Genomic DNA, 19,426 nt, shown 5'->3' with positions numbered 1-19,426 from the left:
CCATGTCCCCCCACAAACACTCGCGCTGGCTCAAGCGCCTTCTCGCCTTCAGCCTGCTGGCGCCGGCCCTGGCATTCGCCCAGGAGCGCCCTTGGCCGGACGGCTCGCAGCTGGTGCTGTCGTTTTCCATGCAGTTCGAGACCGGTGGCCAGCCGGAGGGCGCCGAAAGCCCGTTTTCCGGGACCCCGCTGCCCAAGGGTTACCCCGACCTGCCGGCCAACACCTGGTTCGACTACGGCTACAAGGAAGGCCTGTGGCGCCTGCTCGATCTGTGGGACCGCACCGGCATCAAGGTCACCTCCCATGTGGTCGGCGAAGCCGCGCTGAAACACCCGGAGCTGGTCAAGGCCATCGCCGAGCGTGGCCACGAGGTGGCGGCCCATGGCATGCGTTGGGCCGACTCTTACAACATGAGCTACGCCCAGGAAAAACAGTTCATCGGCGATGGCGTGGACGCGGTGCAAAAGCTCACCGGCCAGCGCTCGGTCGGCTACAACGCCAACTGGCTGCGGCGCAGCCCCAACACCCTGAAGGTGTTGCAGGAGCTGAATTTCACCTACCACATCGACGATGTCAGCCGTGACGAACCTTTCGTTACCCTGGTGCGCGGCAAGAAATTCGCCGTGGTGCCTTACACCCTGCGCAATAACGACATCGTGCTGATAGAGGGCCGGCACTTCTCCGCCGAACAGTTCTATCAGCAGTTGGTGCTGGAGTTCGATCGCCTGTACGCCGAAGGCGCGAGCCGGCGGCGGATGATGTCGGTGAGCCTGCACGACCGGATCGGCGGCACGCCGGCGATGGTCGAAGCGGTGGAGCGTTTTATCCGCTACGCCCACTCCCATCCGAAGGTCAGCTTTATGCGCAAGGACCGGATCGCGCAGATCGTGCTGACGGAGAGCAACCCGCTGATCGACAACAGCGAGGCGGCGTATAACGATTGAGGCGTTATGTGTTGAACGAAAGTTCGGTGGGTCGCTCCAGGAGTGATGGCGACCTGTCGATTGCTATCGCGGGCAAGTCGGATCGCCGCCCGGCCGCTCCTACAGAAGATATGCGTGCTTCTGTAGGAGCGGCCGGTCGACGCTCGATTGCCCGCGATGAGGCCGGTCCCGCCCTGCCCGCCCTCAATAAAGCTCAATTCCCCAGGGTCAAGCCATTGGCCGGCAGCGGCAGCGCGGTCTTGTAGCGCACCTGCTTGAGGGCGAAGCTGGAGCGGATGTTGGCCACGCCGGGGACCTTGGTCAGGAAGTCCATCATGAAGCGCTCCAGGGCCTGGATGGTCGGCACCAGCACGCGGATCAGGTAGTCCGGATCGCCAGCCATCAGGTAGCACTCCATGACTTCCGGGCGGTCGGCGATGGCCTCTTCGAAATGCTGCAGCGCCTCTTCCACCTGCTTCTCCAGGCTGACGTGAATGAACACGTTGACGTGCAGCCCCAGCAGGTCGGCATCCAGCAGGGTCACCTGCTCGCGGATCAGCCCCAACTCCTCCATGGCGCGCACGCGGTTGAAGCACGGGGTGGGCGAAAGGTTCACCGAACGGGCGAGGTCGGCGTTGGTGATGCGGGCGTTCTCCTGGAGGCTGTTGAGAATGCCGATGTCGGTACGGTCCAGTTTGCGCATGAGATAAATCAACCTGTTTTTTATGTTTATGCAGATTTTTTATCTGCAAATCATCCTGAGCGCAACGAAACAGAGATAAATATTCTCCTTGGCCCGGCCTATGATTGTTGTAGGACAAGATTTCCCTTACCCAGGGAATGACTGTCAGCTAAGCGCGCCCACTACAAGAAATTCACAAGATCGAGCGTAGACAAGCCATGACCCAAGCGTACGAACCGCTGCGCCTGCACGTGCCTGAACCCTCAGGCCGTCCCGGTTGCAAAACCGACTTCTCCTACCTGCGTCTGACCGACGCCGGCACGGTGCGCAAACCCCCAATCGATGTAGAACCCGCCGACACCGCCGACCTGGCCCGTGGCCTGATTCGCGTGCTCGACGACCAGGGCAACGCCCTGGGCGAATGGGCCGAAGGCGTGCCGGCCGAGGTCCTGCGCCAGGGCATGCGCGCCATGCTCAAGACCCGGACCTTCGACAACCGCATGGTGGTCGCCCAGCGCCAGAAGAAGATGTCGTTCTACATGCAGAGCCTCGGCGAGGAAGCCATCGGCAGCGCCCAGGCCCTGGCGCTGAACATCGACGACATGTGCTTCCCCACCTACCGCCAGCAAAGCATCCTGATGGCCCGCGACGTGCCGCTGGTGGACATGATCTGCCAGCTGTTGTCCAACGAGCGCGATCCGCTCAAGGGCCGCCAGCTGCCGATCATGTACTCGGTCAAGGAAGCCGGTTTCTTCACCATCTCCGGCAACCTGGCCACCCAGTTCGTGCAGGGCGTGGGCTGGGGCATGGCCTCGGCGATCAAGGGCGATACCAAGATCGCCTCGGCCTGGATCGGCGACGGCGCCACCGCCGAGTCGGACTTCCACACCGCCCTGACCTTCGCCCACGTGTACCGCGCGCCGGTGATCCTCAATGTGGTCAACAACCAGTGGGCGATCTCCACCTTCCAGGCCATCGCCGGCGGTGAAGCCACCACCTTCGCCGGACGCGGCGTGGGTTGCGGCATCGCCTCGCTGCGGGTGGACGGCAACGATTTCATCGCGGTCTACGCCGCGTCCCGCTGGGCCGCCGAACGCGCCCGGCGCAACCTCGGCCCGACCCTGATCGAATGGGTCACCTACCGCGCCGGCCCGCACTCCACTTCCGACGACCCGTCCAAGTACCGCCCGGCCGACGACTGGAGCCACTTCCCCCTCGGCGACCCGATCGCCCGCCTCAAGCAGCACCTGATCAAGATCGGCCAGTGGTCCGAAGAGGAACACGCCGCGGTCAGCGCCGAACTGGAAGCCGAAGTCATCGCCGCGCAGAAACAGGCCGAGCAGTACGGCACCCTCGCCGGCGGGCAGATCCCCAGCGCCGCGACCATGTTCGAGGACGTGTACAAGGAAATGCCCGAGCACCTCAAGCGCCAACGCCAGCAACTGGGAATCTGACATGAACGACCACAACAACAATATCCAGTTGGAAACCGCCATGACCACGACCACCATGACCATGATCCAGGCCCTGCGCTCGGCCATGGATGTGATGCTAGAGCGTGACGACAACGTGGTGGTGTTCGGCCAGGACGTCGGTTATTTCGGCGGCGTGTTCCGTTGCACCGAGGGCCTGCAGACCAAGTACGGCACCTCGCGGGTGTTCGACGCACCGATCTCGGAAAGCGGCATCGTCGGCGTCGCCGTCGGCATGGGCGCCTACGGCCTGCGCCCGGTGGCGGAAATCCAGTTCGCCGACTACGTCTACCCGGCCTCGGACCAGATCATTTCCGAAGCCGCGCGCCTGCGGTATCGCTCCGCCGGCCAGTTCACCGCCCCCATGACCCTGCGTATGCCCTGCGGCGGCGGCATCTATGGCGGCCAGACCCACAGCCAGAGCATCGAGGCGATGTTCACCCAGGTCTGCGGCCTGCGCACCGTGATGCCGTCCAACCCCTACGACGCCAAGGGCCTGCTGATCGCCTCCATCGAAAACGATGACCCGGTGATCTTCCTCGAGCCCAAGCGCCTGTACAACGGCCCGTTCGACGGCCACCACGACCGCCCGGTAACCCCCTGGTCGAAACACCCCTCGGCCCAGGTGCCGGACGGCTACTACAAGGTGCCGCTGGACGTCGCCGCCATCGCCCGGCCGGGCAAGGACGTCACCGTGCTGACCTACGGCACCACGGTGTATGTCTCGCAAGTGGCCGCCGAGGAAACCGGGATCGACGCCGAAGTCATCGACCTGCGCAGCCTGTGGCCGCTGGACCTGGAAACCATCGTCAAGTCGGTGAAAAAGACCGGTCGCTGCGTGGTGGTCCACGAAGCCACCCGCACCTGCGGGTTCGGCGCCGAGCTGGTGTCGCTGGTGCAAGAACACTGCTTCCACCACCTGGAAGCGCCTATCGAGCGCGTGACCGGTTGGGACACCCCCTACCCGCACGCGCAGGAGTGGGCGTATTTCCCTGGCCCGTCCCGAGTGGGCGCGGCTTTGCAACGGGTCATGGAGGTCTGAATGGGCACGCACGTAATCAAGATGCCGGACATCGGCGAAGGCATCGCAGAAGTAGAACTGGCGCAGTGGCACGTCAAGGTCGGCGACCTGGTGGTCGAGGACCAGGTGCTGGCCGACGTCATGACTGACAAGGCCATGGTCGATATCCCCTCCCCGGTGCACGGCAAGGTCCTATCCCTGGGCGGCCAGCCCGGCGAAGTCATGGCAGTGGGCAGCATATTGATCAGCATCGAGGTCGAAGGCGCCGGCAACCTCAAGGCGTCCGATCAGCTGGTCAAGGAACCCGCGGCTATTAAAGAAGCAGCACCCGCGGTAGCAGCGCCCAAGGTCGAGGCCGCGCCAGTGCTGGAAAGCAAACCCGCCGCCGCTTGCCGCCCCGCGCCACAGGCGCCCCAAATGCCGGTAGCCCGCGACGCCGACGAGCGCCCGCTGGCCTCCCCGGCCGTGCGCAAGCATGCGCTGGACCTGGGCATCCAGCTGCGCCTGGTGCAGGGCAGCGGTCCGGCCGGCCGCATCCTCCACGAAGATCTGGACGCCTACCTAGCCCAGGGCAATCAGCGCGCCCAGAGTGGCTCGGCGCCGTCCGGCTATGCCCAGCGTCATGACGAGGAACAGATCCCGGTGATCGGCATGCGCCGCAAGATCGCCCAGCGCATGCAGGAAGCCACCCAGCGCGCCGCCCACTTCAGTTATGTCGAGGAAATCGACGTCACCGCCGTGGAAGAACTGCGCGCGCACCTCAATGAAAAACACGGCGCCACCCGCGGCAAGCTGACCCTGTTGCCATTCCTGGTGCGGGCCCTGGTCGTGGCCCTGCGCGACTTCCCACAGATCAACGCGCGTTACGACGACGAAGCCCAGGTCATCACCCGCCACGGCGCGGTGCATGTCGGGGTGGCCACGCAAAGCGACGTCGGCCTGATGGTGCCGGTGGTGTGCCACGCCGAAGCCCGCAGCCTGTGGGACAGCGCCGCGGAGATCGCGCGCCTGGCTACAGCCGCGCGCAGCGGCAAGGCGGCCCGCGACGAACTGTCCGGCTCGACCATCACCCTCACCAGCCTCGGCGCCCTGGGCGGCATCGTCAGCACGCCGGTACTGAACCTGCCGGAAGTGGCGATCGTCGGAGTGAACAAGATCGTCGAACGGCCAATGGTGATCAAAGGCCAGATCGTGGTCCGCAAGATGATGAACCTCTCCAGTTCCTTCGATCACCGGGTGGTCGACGGCATGGACGCGGCGCTCTTCATCCAGGCCATTCGCGGCCTGCTCGAACAACCCGCCAGCCTGTTTCTGGAGTAACTCATGCAACAGACTCTGAACACTACATTGCTGATCATCGGCGGTGGCCCTGGCGGCTATGTGGCGGCGATCCGCGCCGGCCAGCTGGGCATCTCGACCATCCTGGTGGAAGGCCAGGCGCTGGGTGGCACCTGCCTGAACATCGGCTGCATCCCGTCCAAGGCGCTGATCCATGTCGCCGAGCAGTTCCAGCAGACCCGCCATCACAGCCAGGGCTCGGCCCTGGGCATCAACGTCTCGGCGCCGACCCTGGACATCGGCAAGAGCGTGGAATGGAAGGACGGCATCGTCGACCGCCTGACCACTGGCGTCGCCGCTCTGCTGAAAAAGCACAAGGTCCAGGTGATCCATGGCTGGGCCAAGGTCGTCGATGGCAAGACCGTGGACATCGAAGGCGCCGACACCCGCATCCAGTGCGAGCACCTGCTGCTGGCCACCGGTTCGAAAAGCGTCAACCTGCCGATGCTGCCGCTTGGCGGGCCGATCATCTCCTCCACCGAAGCCCTGGCGCCCAAGGCCCTGCCCAAGCGCTTGATCGTGGTCGGCGGCGGCTATATCGGCCTGGAGCTGGGCATCGCCTACCGCAAGCTCGGCGCCGAGGTCAGCGTGGTCGAGGCCCAGGAACGCATCCTGCCGGCCTACGACGCCGAACTGACCCAGCCGGTGCTCGAATCGGTGAAGCAACTGGGGATCAAGCTCTACCTCAAGCACAGCGTCGAAGGCTTCGATGCCGGGACCCACACCTTGCAGGTGCGTGACCCGAACGGCGACAGCCTGCAGCTGGAAACCGACCAGGTGCTGGTGGCGGTCGGGCGCAAGCCGAACACCCAGGGCTGGAACCTCGAAGCGCTGAACCTGGAGATGAACGGCTCGGCCCTGCACATCGACAAGCGCTGCCAGACCAGCATGCGCAATGTCTGGGCGATCGGCGACCTCGCCGGCGAACCGATGCTCGCGCACCGGGCCATGGCCCAGGGCGAGATGGTCGCCGAGCTGATCGCCGGCCAGCACCGGGAATTCAACCCGACGGCCATTGCCGCGGTGTGCTTCACCGACCCGGAACTGGTGGTGGTCGGCAAGACCCCGAACGAGGCCAAGGCCGCCGGCCTGGACTGCATCGTGTCGAGCTTCCCGTTCGCCGCCAACGGCCGCGCCATGACCCTGGAATCGAAAAGCGGTTTCGTGCGGGTGGTGGCACGCCGTGACAATCACCTGATTGTCGGCTGGCAGGCGGTGGGCGTCGGCGTGTCCGAGCTGTCCACGGCCTTCGGCCAGTCCCTGGAAATGGGCGCGCGCCTGGAAGATATCGCCGGCACCATCCACGCCCACCCGACCCTGGGCGAGGCGGTGCAGGAAGCGGCATTGCGGGCCCTGGGCCACGCCTTGCATCTGTAAACGCCACACCGGGAGGCAACACCCTGTAGCCGCTGCCGCAGGCTGCGATAAGGCCCGCAGGGCCTTCAAGGATCTCAAGAGCACGTCCTCTTCGAGGCCGATCGCAGCCTTCGGCAGCGGCTACAGGGCGCTCCACAGGACGACAGGAGGGTTCATGAGCAGCTGGTTTTTTTGCTGCCCCTCCCATCGCCCGGGATGCGGTTCCCCCCCGGAATGCAGTATTGTTGTGCCCATCCAAAAAACGTCAGAAGCCTTGAGCCGTTGCGACGGTTGTTAAGCGATAGAGGGTGTCATGGGTAACGAAAGCATCAATTGGGACAAGCTGGGTTTTGACTACATCAAGACAGACAAGCGCTATCTGTCGCACTGGCGGAACGGCGAGTGGGACACAGGCACCCTGACCGAAGATAACGTGCTGCACATCAGCGAAGGCTCCACCGCCCTTCACTATGGCCAGCAGTGCTTCGAAGGCCTGAAGGCCTACCGCTGCAAGGACGGTTCGATCAACCTGTTCCGCCCGGACCAGAACGCCGCCCGCATGCAGCGCAGCTGCGCGCGCCTGCTGATGCCGCAGGTGTCCACCGAGCAGTTTGTCGAAGCGTGCAAGCAAGTGGTACGCGCCAACGAACGCTTCATCCCGCCTTACGGCACCGGCGGCGCGCTGTACCTGCGCCCGTTCGTGATCGGCGTGGGTGACAACATCGGCGTGCGCACCGCCCCCGAGTTCATCTTCTCGATCTTCGCCATTCCGGTCGGCGCCTACTTCAAGGGCGGCCTGACCCCGCACAACTTCCTGATCTCCACCTACGATCGCGCGGCGCCACAAGGCACCGGCGCGGCCAAGGTCGGTGGCAACTACGCCGCCAGCCTGATGCCAGGTTCGGAAGCCAAGAAGAAGCACTTCGCCGACTGCATCTACCTGGACCCTTTGACCCACTCGAAGATCGAGGAAGTCGGTTCGGCCAACTTCTTCGGCATCACCTTTGATAACAAATTCGTCACGCCGAAGTCGCCGTCGGTACTGCCGGGCATCACCCGCCTGTCGCTGATCGAACTGGCCAAGACCCGCCTGGGCCTGGAAGTGATCGAAGGCGACGTGCTGATCGACAAGCTGTCGGACTTCAAGGAAGCCGGCGCCTGCGGTACCGCCGCGGTGATCACGCCGATCGGCGGCATCGAGTACCAGGACAAGCTGCACGTGTTCTACAGCGAAAAAGAAGTCGGCCCGATCACCCAGAAGCTCTACAAAGAGCTGACCGGGGTACAGACCGGCGACGTCGAAGCGCCAGCCGGCTGGATCGTCAAGGTCTGACCTGACGCCCCCCGGCAGCAAAAAGCCCGCCTTTCACTTGCGTGATCGGCGGGCTTTTTCATGGTGGCCACACGGCTCTGAAAACCTGTGCCCCTAGCCGAGAGCCGCCACTTCCGGCGGCAGCAGAATGGCGCTCGCCTTGTCCTTGCCGTGATATTTGTCGATCAGGGAAAACAGGATGGCCGCTGTGCGGATATCCACGATCCCGCTGACATTCTCCTGGTTGAAGCGCATCTGGAAGGCTTCCACCACCCTTTCCGGTTGTTGGTCCAGATAGCCATAACCATAGGTTTGCAGCGCCTTCGTGACCTGGACCATGCTCGGCGGCGACACGCTGAAGCGAGTCAGGTAGTCGTCGAGGGTGCGCTCGTCGGGCCAGGCGCCAATGCCGGCTTCGGCAAGCCGTTTCCAGGGAAAGAACGGCCCCGGATCGATCTTGCGCCCGGGGGCGATATCCGAGTGCCCGACGATGTCCGTCGGCTGTATGTCGTACTTCCTGACCAGGTCCCGGGTCAGGCTGATCAGCAGTTCTATCTGGCGCTCGTTGTAGGGCTCGCCCAGCAACTGACCGGTGTCCTTGTCCCAGCCCGCGTTGACGATCTCGATCCCGAGCGAGGTGTCATTCAGGTTGCTGCGGTTCTTCCACTGGCTCACTCCCGCATGCCAGGACCGGTCGTGGTCATCGACCAACTGGTCGGCCACCGGCAGGCCCTTGTAGGTCTTCGGCCGGTCGGGAATCAGGTAGTTGGCGCTGACGTGTTCCGATCGCGTCAGCGTTTCGAAGGACTGCGCCTGATCGAGCGCGGTGTAGTGCAGGACCAGGAAACGGATCCGATGGTTCTTCGCCACCGCCCTTTCGCCTTTCGAAAGGACGTAACCGTCTTTCTCCGTAAGCCTTGCCTCGGAGGTGTCTTGGTGGCTGCTGGTACAACCGGTCATCGCCAGCAAGAGGCTTAAGACCGTGGTGTATTTCTTCATGACTTGCCCTTGAACGTTGCTTTCCTTTCCCCGCCTGGCTTGCTGCGTTGCAGGCCTGTGGAGCGGCGCATGCTAGGGACCGGGAGGAAAGACTGTCTTTAGGAAAAGTCCGAAAGTCGCTGAGAAAGTCCGACGACAGAGAGCACAGATGATGGGCCACGCAGGGCTACTGCGCCCCAAGGGGTGGGCATGCCGGGGCCGGCATGCCCGATAGTGCGGGAAAGGTCGCGGCTACTGGTGCTGGACCTGGAACATCGAGTTCACCTGGACCCGCGCCAGCATGTGTTCGGCGCCACCGCCGCGACGCATGCCGCGCACCGGGCAGGCGTCGAGGTAGTCGAGGCCGACCGCCAGCTTCAGGTGCCGTTCGGGCCGCGCCAGGCGGTTGGTCACGTCGAAGCTGTACCAGCCACCGTCGATCCAGGCCTCCGCCCAGGCATGGCTGGCCAGGTGGTTTTCGTCTTCGGTGCACAGGTAGCCGGAGACATAACGCGCGGGAATCCCCAGGCCGCGGGCGCAGGCCAGGAACGCATGGGTGTGGTCCTGGCAGACCCCGACCCGGCCGGCGAAAGCCTCGGCCGCGGTGGTGTCCACCGTGGTCGCGCCCGGGCTGTAGACCATGTGCGCAGCCAGGGCATGCATCAGCTCGATCAGCGCCGCGCGGTCGCGCCGGGTGCCGCAGTGCTGCGCGGCAAAGGCGCCGAGGGCCGCGTCGGCCTTGGTCAACGGGCTGCTGCGCAGGAACGGCAGCGGCGACTGGCTGTCGTGTTCCACCTCCCGGGCCTGGTCGATTTCCACCTGGCCATAGGCGCTCAGGACCAGGGCGCCATGGGGTTCGTCCATGGTCAGCACATGCAGGATATTGCCGTAGGGATCGAGCTGGCTGCGCACCAGGCGCGGCAGTTCCAGGTGCCACTCGAGGATGTGCTGGCGCTCGCTGTTCTGCGGGGTCAGGCGCAGGAACTGGATGCTGGTGCAGACTTCGTCGGCGTAGCTGTAGGTGGTGTCGTGGCGTATGGAAAGTTTCATACAACCTCCAGATAGGATTCGTGGACGGTCTGCCCCAGGTGACGGATCTGCGCGATGAAATCGCTCAGCCACAGGTGCAGGCCCGACGCGAGGATCTCGTCGATCCCGGTGTAGCGCAGGCGTGCATTCAGCTCGGCGGCCAGGCGCTGGGCCGGACGGCCGTTGTTGCCCGGCAGGCTGGCGAGGATCTGGTCCAGCTCCTCGACGCAGGCGTGCAGCGAGCGTGGTACGTCGGCGCGCAACAGCAGCATCTCGGACACCTGCTCGGCCCCCGGCGCGTTGCGGTAGATCTCGTTGAACGCCTCGAACGAGGACAGGGCGCGGAGCAAGGCGCTCCACTGGTAGTAGCCGCGGGCCGAGTTGTCGCTGACCTCCTCCGACTCCTCGCCGAACATTTCGTAGCGCGCGTCCAGCAGGCGCAGGGTGTTGTCGGCCCGCTCGATAAAGGTGCCCAGGCGAATGAAGCAATAGGCGTCGTTGCGCATGATGGTGCCCGAGGTCGCGCCACGGAACAGGTGCGAACGCTCCTTGACCCACTCGCAGAAATGGCTGATGCCGTAGCGTCCCAGGCCGCTCTTGGCGATGTTGCGCATCTCCAGCCAGGTGGCGTTGATGTTTTCCCACATGTCGGCGGTGATGCGCCCGCGCACCGCGTGGGCGTTGGTCCGCGCCGCCCGCAGGCAGCAATAGATGCTGCCGGGGTTGGTCTCGTCGAGAGCGAAGAAATGCAGCATGCGTTCGGTATTCAGCTCGCCATAACGCTGGTTGTAGTCGTCCAGGGTACCGGCGGCCAGCAGCGACATCGCCAGCTCGGCATGGCCGTCGCTACGCCCCGCCTGGGGCATCAGCGACAGCGAGTAACTGACTTCGAGCATGCGCGCCAGGTTCTCGGCGCGCTCCAGGTAACGGGACATCCAGTAGAGGTCTGCAGCGGTTCTTGAAAGCATCGGTCAATCCTCCACGACCCAGGTGTCTTTGGTGCCGCCGCCCTGCGACGAGTTCACCACCAGCGAGCCTTCGCGCAAGGCCACGCGCGTCAGACCGCCCGGCACCAGGCGGGTTTCGCTGCCCGACAGGACGAACGGACGCAGGTCGATATGCCGCGGGGCGATGCCGTTCTCGACAAAGGTCGGGCACGTCGACAGGCACAGGGTGGGTTGGGCGATATAGGCCTCGGGGCGGGCCTTGAGCCGGGCGCGGAAGTCTTCGATCTCCGCCGCGGTGGCCGCCGGCCCCACCAGCATGCCGTAGCCGCCGGAGCCCTGGGTTTCCTTGACCACCAGGTCCGGCAGGTTGGCCAGTACGTGGGACAGTTCCTCGGGTTTGCGACATTGCCAGGTCGGCACGTTCTTCAGGATCGGTTCCTCGCTCAGGTAGAAGCGGATCATCTCGTCGACATAGGGGTAGATCGACTTGTCGTCCGCCACCCCGGTGCCCACCGCGTTGGCCAGCACCACGTTGCCGGAACGGTAGGCGGCGATCAGCCCGGGCACGCCGAGCATGGAATCGGGGTTGAACGACAAGGGGTCGAGGAAGGCGTCGTCGAGGCGCCGGTAGATCACGTCCACCGCCTGGGCACCGGAGGTGGTGCGCATGAATACGCGGTCGTCGCGCACGAACAGGTCGGCGCCTTCCACCAGTTCCACGCCCATCTCCCGGGCCAGGAACGCATGCTCGAAATAGGCGCTGTTGAAGCGCCCCGGGGTCAGTACCACCACCGTCGGGTTGTCCAGCGGGCTGGAGCTTTTCAGGGTATCGAGCAACAGGTTCGGGTAGTGGTCGATGGGCGCCACGCGCTGCGCGGCGAAGAGTTCGGGGAACAGGCGCATCATCATCTTGCGGTCTTCGAGCATGTAGCTCACGCCGCTGGGGGTGCGCAGGTTGTCTTCCAGCACGTAGTAGCTGCCGTCGCCGTCGCGCACCAGATCGACGCCGGAGATGTGCGAATAGATATTGCGGTGCAAATCCAGGCCGCGCATCGCCACCTGGTAACCCTCGTTGGCCAGCACCTGCTCGGCCGGGATGATGCCCTCCTTGAGAATGCGTTGCCCGTGGTAGATATCGGCCAGGAACAGGTTCAGGGCCTGGACCCGCTGGATGCAGCCGCGCTCGACGTTCCGCCATTCGCTGGCCTTGATGCTGCGCGGGATGATGTCGAAGGGAATCAGCCGTTCAGTGCCTTGCTCGTCACCGTACAACGTGAAGGTGATGCCAGCGCGGTGGAACAGCAGGTCGGCTTCGCGCCGACGCTGGTCCAGCAGCTCCACGGGGGTGTCCGCCAGCCAGCGGGCGAACTCCTGGTAATGTGGGCGGCAGCCACCACTCGCATCATACATTTCGTTAAAAAAAGCACGGGACATACCCCAACTCCTCGCCGTGGTTTAAACGGCTTTTTTATTTAAACTCTCTGTTTCAATAAATCGGGCCTTACGCTGTGCGATAGAAACTGTTCTGTTGAGCACCTCATTGTGCGGCTTGAATATTCCGCTCGATGCTGGCGGAAATACCCCAACTTATTGACGCCAGTTGTCTGGCGAAACTTCCCGTATGGATTTTCGGCAATGGAGCGCCCGCGATGACGTCCATTGGTTGTGGAACTCGTCACCTCCTTTTTCGTTTTAATGTGAACTTTCAATCTGAAAGTTTTCCGAAACTTCGACAGCACCCTTCACTGGAATCCGAAGGCTGTTTATCTGCTGTAGCAATCGCTGTGCCCAAACCCCGCCTCCTTGCGAATAAAGTCCCCAAGGGTGAAAAAACACCCGCTTGACGGCATTTTTCACTCAACCACGGGGCCCCACCCCCGGTTGACGCTGAAACGTTTTATCCGGAAAGCCGCCTGAACGGCTTTGCACAACACTGGCGCGAACGAAAAAAGTGCAGAAACTGTCGAGGAAGGTTTTTTTGCCCTGACACGGGGATTTTTGGCAAAGCAGCTGTTATCGCTTTGCACAAAGCAAGAGTTGACGCGGCCTGCCGAGAGAAAGAACAGCGCACCATTAGCGGTCCGGAAAACGCACCAACGGCGAACGAAACACCCAATAGCGCCAACTATTGGCGCAATTTCAGCTTTTCGCCAGCGCTAGTTTGTAAAAGTGTCGGACAGGATTGAACCGGGCATTTCCGACTGTGCACGGTTCGCGCCCGAAGGAATAACGTTCGCCGACGTTATCCGCCAAAGTCTTCATTCCACTTTTTATTGATTCAGTGCAATCAGCCAGGATTTATCGCCACCCTACCCCCACCACCGAACCTGTAGGAGCGCAGCTTGCTCGCGATGCAGGCACCACGGTGAATCAGGCACGCCGCCATCGCGAGCAAGCTCGCTCCTACAGGGGTTCGCGGATAAATAGCTACTCGCACACAGCGTAAAATGTGTAGGAGCCAGCTTGCTGGCGATCCAGGCGCCGCGGTGGGTCAGGTACTACAAGGTTTCCAGGTGTCCGACGATGATCCGCACCGCCTCCGCCGGCGACAACAGCGAACTGTCCAGCGTCAAGCGCTCGCCGCTCCAGGCCTGGTAATCGTGATCGAGCACCGACTGCCAGCTGGGTGAGCGCAACCCGGGCACATCCGCCTCACGGTTTTCCACCCGGCGCCGGTGCTCGGCGAGGTCCGTGCAGACCACCTCGATGTTGAGCAACGGGCTCTGCTCGGCCTTGGCGATGCCCTGCCAGGCCTGGCGGCTCTCGGCGACCGGATTGACGCAATCGGCCACCACCCGGTTGCCCAGGGCCAGGTTGCTGCGGGCCAGGGCATTGGCGATGTCGTACCCGGCCTTGCCGACTTCCGCCAGCCCGCCGTTGCGCAGTGCCTGCTCGATGTTGTCGATGCGCAGGTAGGTGGCCCGCAGATGGCTGGCCAGGGCCCGGGCGATGGTGGTCTTGCCGCTGCCGGGCAGGCCACTGAAGACGATGAGCATAGGCAGAACTCCAGGCAAAGCGATGCATTCGGAGGCTGACGACAACGCCAGCCATGGGTTTGTGGACCGGCCTATGAAGCCTGGGTAACGGCCGGCCGCCCCGGTTTGGCAGTGTTCCCGACACGCCGGGCCGGGCTGTCCGGTTCTTCGAGCTGGACGTCGAACCGACTGGCGATCTCCTTGCGCCCCAGGGCGGTCAAGCCCAGCGCCCGGCTGTCCAGGTCCTGGGTCAGCCATTTGCGCCGGATCGCCTCCTGCAACAACGCCGCCCCCAGCGCCCCGCCCAGGTGCGGGCGGCGCATGCTCCAGTCCAGGCACGGGCAGGCAAAGCGCCGGCGCAGGCTGGCCAGAGCTTGCACATCGATGCCCAGCCCAACAAAAAACCCTTCGCCGGCCGGGCTCAGAACGTACTCCTGGGCGCCCTCCTGCGGCGCCTGCAACCAGCCGGCCTCGAGCAGGCGGTCATGCAGCTGCACCGCCAGGGTGCCGGCCATATGGTCGTAGCAGGTGCGGGCGAACTGCAGGCGGTCCGGAGTGCGTGGGCTGAACGCGGGTGTGGCGTTGCGGCCGATCACCATCAGCGCTTCCAGGGCCTGGGCCACGCGCTTGTCGGCGAGGCTGTAGTAACGATGGCGGCCCTGCACATGCAGGCGCACCAGGGCCAGTTCCTTGAGCTTGCCCAGGTGCGCGCTGGCGGTGGAGGCGCTGACATCGGCGATCGCCGCCAGCTCGGTGCTGGTGCGCGCGTGGCCGTCCATCAGCGCGCAGAGCATTTTCGTCCGCGCCGGCTCGGCAATGGCCGCGGCGACCTGGGATACGGCGTTGTCGTGCTGCTGTGCATTCATATTTCGCTCCCGAACGAATCGTGCCCCTCGCAGGTTGCCGATAGTAGCAACACTTCTCCCCCGCGAATAAGGCCGCCCATCATGGACCCGATCACCGCCGTCACCCACGTCGATCCCTACCCTTACTACGCCAGCCTGCGGGCCCGGGGCGGGCTGGCCTTCGACCCCGGACTGGGGATGTGGCTGGCCAGCAGCGCCGCAGCGGTGGCCGCGGTGCTGGCCCATCCCGAGTGTCGGGTACGTCCTGCGCACGAGCCAGTGCCGCGGGCGATAGTCGACGGCGCCGCCGGTCAAGTATTCGGCCACCTGATGCGGATGAACGACGGTGAGCGCCAGCGTTGCCCCCGGGCCGCCATCGAGCCGGGCCTGCAACAGGTGCATGCCGAGGAAGTCAGCCAGCGGGTCGCCGCCCTGCTGCTGGGCCTGCCAAGCGATACCGCGGCCAGGCTGCATGACTGCCAGTTCCACCTGCCGGTGGCGGTGGTCGCCGGGCTGCTGGGCTTTGCCGCGCATCAGTTGCCTGCAATTGCCGGGCTGACCCGGGACTTTGTCGCCTGCCTGTCGCCAGCCAGCGACCGGGCACAACGGGATACCGCCCACCGGGCAGCCGGACAGCTGACTCGACGCTTTGAGGTTCTGCTCGATCAGCCGCCCGTCAGCCCGCTATTGCAACGGATCGTCGCAGGCTTCGACGCTCAAGATCGCGACAGCCTGATCGCCAACCTGATCGGCCTGTTGTCCCAGACCTTCGAAGCCAGCGCCGGGCTGATCGGCAATACCCTCTGCGCCCTGCTGGGCGATCGCCGGTTGCTCGCGGACCTGCGGGCGGCCCCTGAGCGGGTCGCCGACCTGTTGGCCGAAGTGCAGCGCCACGATCCGCCGGTGCAGAACACCCGGCGCTTCGTCGCCGCCCCTTGCAGCGTCGCCGGGGTGACGCTGGAGCCCGGCGCAGTGGTGCTGTTGCTGCTGGCCTCGGCCAATCGCGACCCGCAGTTGAACCCGCAGCCGGATCGCCTGCTGCTCGAACGCGAGGCGCGGCGCAGTTTCAGCTTTGGCAGCGGTCGCCACCAATGCCCCGGCCAAGAGTTGGCCCTGGCCATCGCCAGCGCGGTGGTCGGTGCGCTGCTGCGGCAATCGACCCTCGACCAGCCCATAACCTGGACTTACAAACCCTCGCTCAACGGGCGCATCCCCTTGTTCACTAGCCTGCCGGAGTCGCACTGATGATCGCCGTGATATTCGAAGCCCTGCCCCGCCCGGAACATCGCCAGCGTTACCTGGACATCGCCGCCGCGCTAAAACCGCTGCTGCTGGAGATCGACGGCTTCATTTCCATCGAACGTTTCCAGAGCCTGAGCGAGCCGGACAAGCTGCTGTCCCTGTCGTTCTGGCGCGACGAGCAAGCGGTGGAAGCCTGGCGCACCCTGGAACGCCATCGCACGGCCCAGGCCCTGGGGCGGACCGAGGTGTTCGCCGACTACCGGCTGCGGGTCGCCGAGGTGGCGCGCGACTACGGGCTGACCCGGCGCGAGCAGGCGCCGGCGGACAACCGCCGGGCCCATGCCGGGTAACACTGCTGGGCGCCTATTCGAACAATGAATGGTGCTCAGAGGGTCATCGGGCTTCTGCTAGGGTCTGTACGAAAAGTCGGCGAGCGAAGGTCAGGCAAGGCAAAAACAGGCGAGGAAGCGGAGTGTAGGGGCCTACATGAGCATTCCGAGCCTGTTTTTAACGCAGCATGGCCGAGCGCAGCCACTTTTCGTACAGAGCCCAGGGTCAGGCCTGGACCTCGGAGGACAAGCTCATGAGCCAGATCACCCAACATGCCCTGAAGCTCAATGGCATCGAATTGCACCTGCATGCCGCCGGCCCGCTGGACGGCCCGCCGGTGTGGCTGCTGCATGGGTTTCCCGAGTGCTGGTATTCGTGGCGCCGGCAGGTCGCGCCGCTGACGGCCGCCGGCTACCGGGTGCTGATCCCGCAGATGCGCGGCTACGGCGACAGCAGCGCCCCCGAGGAGGTGGCGGCCTATGACGTGCTGACCCTGTGCGCCGATATCCAGCAGGCGATGGATGCCCTGGGCCAGGAGCAGGCCTGCATCGTCGGTCACGACTGGGGCGCGGTGGTGGCCTGGCACCTGGCGCTGCTGGAGCCGCAGCGGGTCAAGGCCCTGGTGACCCTGTCGGTGCCGTTCGCCGGCCGCCCGAAACGCCCGGCCGTGGAGATCATGCGCGAGCTGTTCGCCGAGCGTTTCAACTACATCCTGTACTTCCAGGAACCCGGCATCGCCGAGCGGGAACTGGACGCCGACATCGACCGCAGCCTGCTGCATTTCATGCACGACTGCGAACACCTGCTGGATGAAAAAAGCCCGTCGGCCCAGCTGTTCGAGGGCATGCCTGCGCGTCACGCACCGCCCGCCTGGTGCACGCCGGAGGATTTTGCGGTGTACCGGCGCACCTTTGCAGGGCGAGGTTTTCGCGGCGCCTTGAACTGGTACCGCAACTTCGAGCGCAACTGGCAACGGACCGAACACCTGGGCGAATGCCAGGTGAGCCAACCCACCCTGTTCATGATCGGCGACCGCGACCCGGTGGGCCAGCTGGAAGCCCGCACGATGGAGCGCATGCCCGGCAAGGTGCCGCGCCTGGAACAGCATCGACTGGCGGATTGCGGGCACTGGATCCAGAGTGAAAAGGCCGCAGAGGTCAATCTGCGGCTGCTGGACTTTCTTGGGAGAAACTACCCCTGCCCGCCTACGGTGCAGACAGGGGCCTAGCGTTACAGGCTGCGATATTCGAGGGTGAGGTGCGACAGTTCGTGGACCGGCGCCAGGCGCTGGCGGATGGTTTCGGCGCTGACACCAGCGGCCGCCACCACACTGACAATCGCCGCCCGCGCCTGCGGGCCGACCTGCCACACATGCAGGTCGGTGATACGCGCATCGCCGGCGGCTTCCACCGACTGGCGAATCTCGCCGGCCAGTTGTTCGTCCGTGGTGTCGAGCAGCACCGCCGCGCTGGACTTCATCAGGCTATACGCCCAACGGGCGATCACCACCGCGCCAACGATGCCCATCACCGGGTCGAGCCAGACCCACCCCAGGTAACGCCCCGCCAGCAACGCGGCGATGGCCAGGACCGAGGTCAGGGCATCGGCCAGCACATGGACGTAGGCCGAGCGCAGGTTGTTGTCGTGGTGATGGCCGTGCCCGTGTGAATGCTCGTGCGGATGCTCATGAGCCTGCTGATGAACGTGGCCGTGATGGGCGTGACCGCCGGAAAGCAGCAAGGCACTGACGATGTTCACCAGCAGCCCGGCCACGGCGATCACGGTCGCCTCGGTGAAGGCCACCTGGGTCGGCTGCAACAGCCGCAGCAACGACTCGCCGGCAATGCCGATGGCCACCAGGCCGAGGATCAGCGCCGAGGCGAACCCCGCCAGGTCGCCGACCTTGCCGGTGCCGAAACTGAAGCGTGCATTGTCGGCATTGCGCCGGGCGAAACCGTAGGCCGCCGCCGCGATGCCCAGGGCCCCGGCGTGGGTCGCCATATGGAAACCATCGGCGAGCAAGGCCATGGAACCGGTGAGATAACCGGCGGCGATTTCACCAATCATCATGACGAAGGTCAGCACCACCACCCACAGCGTGCGACGGGCGTTTTCATCGTGGGCGGCACCGAGGAAGTGGTGGTCGTGGGTCAAGCCTGCCGCGGGCAAGGTCGGGCGCATGGTGTGGCCTCCGGTCAGGAATAACGGCGAATGGCTGCGAGCAGTTCGTTCACGCCCTTGGCCCGTTCGGCATCGCTGAGTTCAGGATGGGCCACATGCTCCAGGGCATGGGCCTCGATGATTTCCCCCATCAGGCCGTTGATCGCGCCCCGGGTGGCCGCCACCAGGTGCAGGGTCTTGGCGCACTCCGCGCCGGACTCCAGGGCCCGCTCCACGGCCTGCATCTGGCCCTGGATGCGCCGGACCCGTTTGAGCAGATCGTCTTTCTGTGCGTGCGTGTGCGACATACCCATACCCCCTATACCTATATGACGCTTATCCTGGCCAATGCCACGGGCCCACGCAAGGGCTTGATGACACCGGTCGTCCGCCACTGCATGTCGATCACCCACGGCCCAGCCCCGCCAGGCGAAGCACGGAGACACGATTTCAAGGAGGGATTTACCGAAGAGGACCGTGAAGGCAGCCAGATCAGACAGCGCCTCGACCTGGCCAGTACGCGGGATCAATCGTCGCGGGTCAGGACTTCCAGCAGCTCGATCTCGAACACCAGATTGGCGTTCGGCGGGATCTTGCCCATCGACCGCTCGCCATAACCCAGGTGCGCCGGCACCAGCAGCTTGCGCTTGCCGCCGACCTGCATGCCCATCAGGCCCTGGTCCCAGCCACCATTTTTCAGATTGTCCCTACAGACCTCCATAACCGAATCCACTAGCGTCCCTAAGCCAACTGCAAATGCTCTTCGCTCCCCTCTGACGGGGGCTTTCTTTATGGACAATGTGGACGCGAACACGG

The 19,426-nt window shown here is 64.5% G+C and carries 19 protein-coding genes; 9 read left to right on the top strand and 10 right to left on the bottom strand.

Annotation, left to right across the window (positions count from 1 at the left end):
- Window positions 1-2 precede the first annotated feature (2 nt).
- Window positions 3-944, top strand: coding sequence for a polysaccharide deacetylase family protein (locus AC3RCP_RS12835; RefSeq protein WP_492569815.1), 942 nt, complete (start codon window positions 3-5; stop codon window positions 942-944).
- 193 nt (window positions 945-1,137) lie between these two features.
- Here AC3RCP_RS12835 and bkdR read toward each other — a convergent pair whose 3' ends face one another.
- The gene (gene bkdR / locus AC3RCP_RS12830) at window positions 1,138-1,626 is read right to left on the bottom strand and encodes a Bkd operon transcriptional regulator BkdR (RefSeq protein WP_009048410.1); all 489 of its coding nucleotides are present in this window, start codon (window positions 1,624-1,626) and stop codon (window positions 1,138-1,140) included.
- Window positions 1,627-1,823: 197 nt separating this feature from the next.
- On the opposite strand from bkdR, the gene AC3RCP_RS12825 reads away from it, so the two are divergent.
- From AC3RCP_RS12825 to AC3RCP_RS12805, 5 genes are all read left to right on the top strand, one after another.
- Complete coding sequence (locus AC3RCP_RS12825) at window positions 1,824-3,059, top strand: 3-methyl-2-oxobutanoate dehydrogenase (2-methylpropanoyl-transferring) subunit alpha (RefSeq protein WP_007923100.1); 1,236 nt, start codon at window positions 1,824-1,826, stop codon at window positions 3,057-3,059.
- A gap of 1 nt (window position 3,060) precedes the next feature.
- Window positions 3,061-4,119 carry an alpha-ketoacid dehydrogenase subunit beta gene (locus tag AC3RCP_RS12820; protein ID WP_007923101.1) on the top strand — a complete coding sequence of 353 codons (1,059 nt, stop codon included), beginning with the start codon at window positions 3,061-3,063 and terminating at the stop codon, window positions 4,117-4,119.
- Window positions 4,120-5,418 carry a dihydrolipoamide acetyltransferase family protein gene (locus AC3RCP_RS12815; protein ID WP_492569813.1) on the top strand — a complete coding sequence of 433 codons (1,299 nt, stop codon included), beginning with the start codon at window positions 4,120-4,122 and terminating at the stop codon, window positions 5,416-5,418.
- A gap of 3 nt (window positions 5,419-5,421) precedes the next feature.
- Complete coding sequence (lpdA, locus tag AC3RCP_RS12810) at window positions 5,422-6,813, top strand: dihydrolipoyl dehydrogenase (RefSeq protein WP_492569811.1); 1,392 nt, start codon at window positions 5,422-5,424, stop codon at window positions 6,811-6,813.
- A gap of 292 nt (window positions 6,814-7,105) precedes the next feature.
- On the top strand, window positions 7,106-8,125 hold the full coding sequence (locus AC3RCP_RS12805; protein ID WP_062825447.1) for a branched-chain amino acid aminotransferase: 1,020 nt from the start codon (window positions 7,106-7,108) through the stop codon (window positions 8,123-8,125).
- A gap of 93 nt (window positions 8,126-8,218) precedes the next feature.
- On the opposite strand, the gene AC3RCP_RS12800 is transcribed toward AC3RCP_RS12805, so the two are convergent.
- From AC3RCP_RS12800 to AC3RCP_RS12775, 6 genes are all read right to left on the bottom strand, one after another.
- Window positions 8,219-9,103, bottom strand: coding sequence for an N-acetylmuramoyl-L-alanine amidase (locus tag AC3RCP_RS12800; protein WP_492569809.1), 885 nt, complete (start codon window positions 9,101-9,103; stop codon window positions 8,219-8,221).
- A gap of 231 nt (window positions 9,104-9,334) precedes the next feature.
- Complete coding sequence (locus AC3RCP_RS12795) at window positions 9,335-10,132, bottom strand: transglutaminase family protein (protein ID WP_007925070.1); 798 nt, start codon at window positions 10,130-10,132, stop codon at window positions 9,335-9,337.
- Window positions 10,129-11,079, bottom strand: a complete 951-nt coding sequence (locus tag AC3RCP_RS12790) for an alpha-E domain-containing protein (RefSeq protein ID WP_007925069.1) — start codon at window positions 11,077-11,079, stop codon at window positions 10,129-10,131. The genes AC3RCP_RS12795 and AC3RCP_RS12790 overlap by 4 nt, the downstream gene beginning before the upstream one ends.
- A 3-nt stretch (window positions 11,080-11,082) precedes the next feature.
- The gene (locus tag AC3RCP_RS12785) at window positions 11,083-12,492 is read right to left on the bottom strand and encodes a circularly permuted type 2 ATP-grasp protein (protein ID WP_007925060.1); all 1,410 of its coding nucleotides are present in this window, start codon (window positions 12,490-12,492) and stop codon (window positions 11,083-11,085) included.
- A gap of 1,064 nt (window positions 12,493-13,556) precedes the next feature.
- Entirely contained in the window at window positions 13,557-14,054 is a 498-nt protein-coding gene (locus AC3RCP_RS12780; protein ID WP_492569807.1) for a P-loop nucleotide/nucleoside kinase family protein, read from the bottom strand.
- A gap of 71 nt (window positions 14,055-14,125) precedes the next feature.
- Window positions 14,126-14,899 (bottom strand): ArsR/SmtB family transcription factor, encoded by a 774-nt coding sequence (locus tag AC3RCP_RS12775; RefSeq protein ID WP_101337546.1) that lies wholly within the window; start codon window positions 14,897-14,899, stop codon window positions 14,126-14,128.
- 81 nt (window positions 14,900-14,980) lie between these two features.
- Here AC3RCP_RS12775 and AC3RCP_RS12770 point away from each other — a divergent pair, with 81 nt between their 5' ends.
- The 3 genes from AC3RCP_RS12770 (at window position 14,981) to AC3RCP_RS12760 (ending at window position 17,678) form a co-directional block, all read left to right on the top strand.
- Entirely contained in the window at window positions 14,981-16,123 is a 1,143-nt protein-coding gene (locus AC3RCP_RS12770; RefSeq protein ID WP_101337545.1) for a cytochrome P450, read from the top strand.
- On the top strand, window positions 16,123-16,470 hold the full coding sequence (locus tag AC3RCP_RS12765; RefSeq protein ID WP_492569805.1) for an antibiotic biosynthesis monooxygenase family protein: 348 nt from the start codon (window positions 16,123-16,125) through the stop codon (window positions 16,468-16,470). The genes AC3RCP_RS12770 and AC3RCP_RS12765 overlap by 1 nt, the downstream gene beginning before the upstream one ends.
- Window positions 16,471-16,703: 233 nt before the next feature.
- Entirely contained in the window at window positions 16,704-17,678 is a 975-nt protein-coding gene (locus tag AC3RCP_RS12760) for an alpha/beta fold hydrolase (protein ID WP_101339414.1), read from the top strand.
- A gap of 2 nt (window positions 17,679-17,680) precedes the next feature.
- Here the strand turns inward: AC3RCP_RS12760 and dmeF are convergent, their stop codons facing one another.
- From dmeF to AC3RCP_RS12745, 3 genes are all read right to left on the bottom strand, one after another.
- Complete coding sequence (gene dmeF / locus AC3RCP_RS12755) at window positions 17,681-18,631, bottom strand: CDF family Co(II)/Ni(II) efflux transporter DmeF (protein WP_007925048.1); 951 nt, start codon at window positions 18,629-18,631, stop codon at window positions 17,681-17,683.
- Window positions 18,632-18,645: 14 nt separating this feature from the next.
- Window positions 18,646-18,918: a metal/formaldehyde-sensitive transcriptional repressor gene (locus AC3RCP_RS12750; RefSeq protein WP_037034484.1), complete on the bottom strand. Its 273-nt coding sequence runs from the start codon at window positions 18,916-18,918 to the stop codon at window positions 18,646-18,648.
- Window positions 18,919-19,136: 218 nt separating this feature from the next.
- Window positions 19,137-19,424: an FKBP-type peptidyl-prolyl cis-trans isomerase gene (locus tag AC3RCP_RS12745; RefSeq protein ID WP_101337543.1), complete on the bottom strand. Its 288-nt coding sequence runs from the start codon at window positions 19,422-19,424 to the stop codon at window positions 19,137-19,139.
- Between the last annotated feature and the right edge of the window lie 2 nt (window positions 19,425-19,426).

Source organism: Pseudomonas sp. GW822-FHT05A08, from assembly GCF_058800485.1.
Note: the sequence above shows the minus strand (reverse complement) of the source record. Positions and strands in the feature narration are given on the sequence as shown.

What these genes read in the sequence shown, in the direction of transcription:
- AC3RCP_RS12835 (WP_492569815.1), top strand. Translation starts at nt 3, where the DNA reads ATGTCCCCCCACAAACACTCGCGCTGGCTCAAGCGCCTTCTCGCCTTC.
- bkdR (WP_009048410.1), bottom strand. Translation starts at nt 1,626, where the DNA reads ATGCGCAAACTGGACCGTACCGACATCGGCATTCTCAACAGCCTCCAG.
- AC3RCP_RS12825 (WP_007923100.1), top strand. Translation starts at nt 1,824, where the DNA reads ATGACCCAAGCGTACGAACCGCTGCGCCTGCACGTGCCTGAACCCTCA.
- AC3RCP_RS12820 (WP_007923101.1), top strand. Translation starts at nt 3,061, where the DNA reads ATGAACGACCACAACAACAATATCCAGTTGGAAACCGCCATGACCACG.
- AC3RCP_RS12815 (WP_492569813.1), top strand. Translation starts at nt 4,120, where the DNA reads ATGGGCACGCACGTAATCAAGATGCCGGACATCGGCGAAGGCATCGCA.
- lpdA (WP_492569811.1), top strand. Translation starts at nt 5,422, where the DNA reads ATGCAACAGACTCTGAACACTACATTGCTGATCATCGGCGGTGGCCCT.
- AC3RCP_RS12805 (WP_062825447.1), top strand. Translation starts at nt 7,106, where the DNA reads ATGGGTAACGAAAGCATCAATTGGGACAAGCTGGGTTTTGACTACATC.
- AC3RCP_RS12800 (WP_492569809.1), bottom strand. Translation starts at nt 9,103, where the DNA reads ATGAAGAAATACACCACGGTCTTAAGCCTCTTGCTGGCGATGACCGGT.
- AC3RCP_RS12795 (WP_007925070.1), bottom strand. Translation starts at nt 10,132, where the DNA reads ATGAAACTTTCCATACGCCACGACACCACCTACAGCTACGCCGACGAA.
- AC3RCP_RS12790 (WP_007925069.1), bottom strand. Translation starts at nt 11,079, where the DNA reads ATGCTTTCAAGAACCGCTGCAGACCTCTACTGGATGTCCCGTTACCTG.
- AC3RCP_RS12785 (WP_007925060.1), bottom strand. Translation starts at nt 12,492, where the DNA reads ATGTCCCGTGCTTTTTTTAACGAAATGTATGATGCGAGTGGTGGCTGC.
- AC3RCP_RS12780 (WP_492569807.1), bottom strand. Translation starts at nt 14,054, where the DNA reads ATGCTCATCGTCTTCAGTGGCCTGCCCGGCAGCGGCAAGACCACCATC.
- AC3RCP_RS12775 (WP_101337546.1), bottom strand. Translation starts at nt 14,899, where the DNA reads ATGAATGCACAGCAGCACGACAACGCCGTATCCCAGGTCGCCGCGGCC.
- AC3RCP_RS12770 (WP_101337545.1), top strand. Translation starts at nt 14,981, where the DNA reads ATGGACCCGATCACCGCCGTCACCCACGTCGATCCCTACCCTTACTAC.
- AC3RCP_RS12765 (WP_492569805.1), top strand. Translation starts at nt 16,123, where the DNA reads ATGATCGCCGTGATATTCGAAGCCCTGCCCCGCCCGGAACATCGCCAG.
- AC3RCP_RS12760 (WP_101339414.1), top strand. Translation starts at nt 16,704, where the DNA reads ATGAGCCAGATCACCCAACATGCCCTGAAGCTCAATGGCATCGAATTG.
- dmeF (WP_007925048.1), bottom strand. Translation starts at nt 18,631, where the DNA reads ATGCGCCCGACCTTGCCCGCGGCAGGCTTGACCCACGACCACCACTTC.
- AC3RCP_RS12750 (WP_037034484.1), bottom strand. Translation starts at nt 18,918, where the DNA reads ATGTCGCACACGCACGCACAGAAAGACGATCTGCTCAAACGGGTCCGG.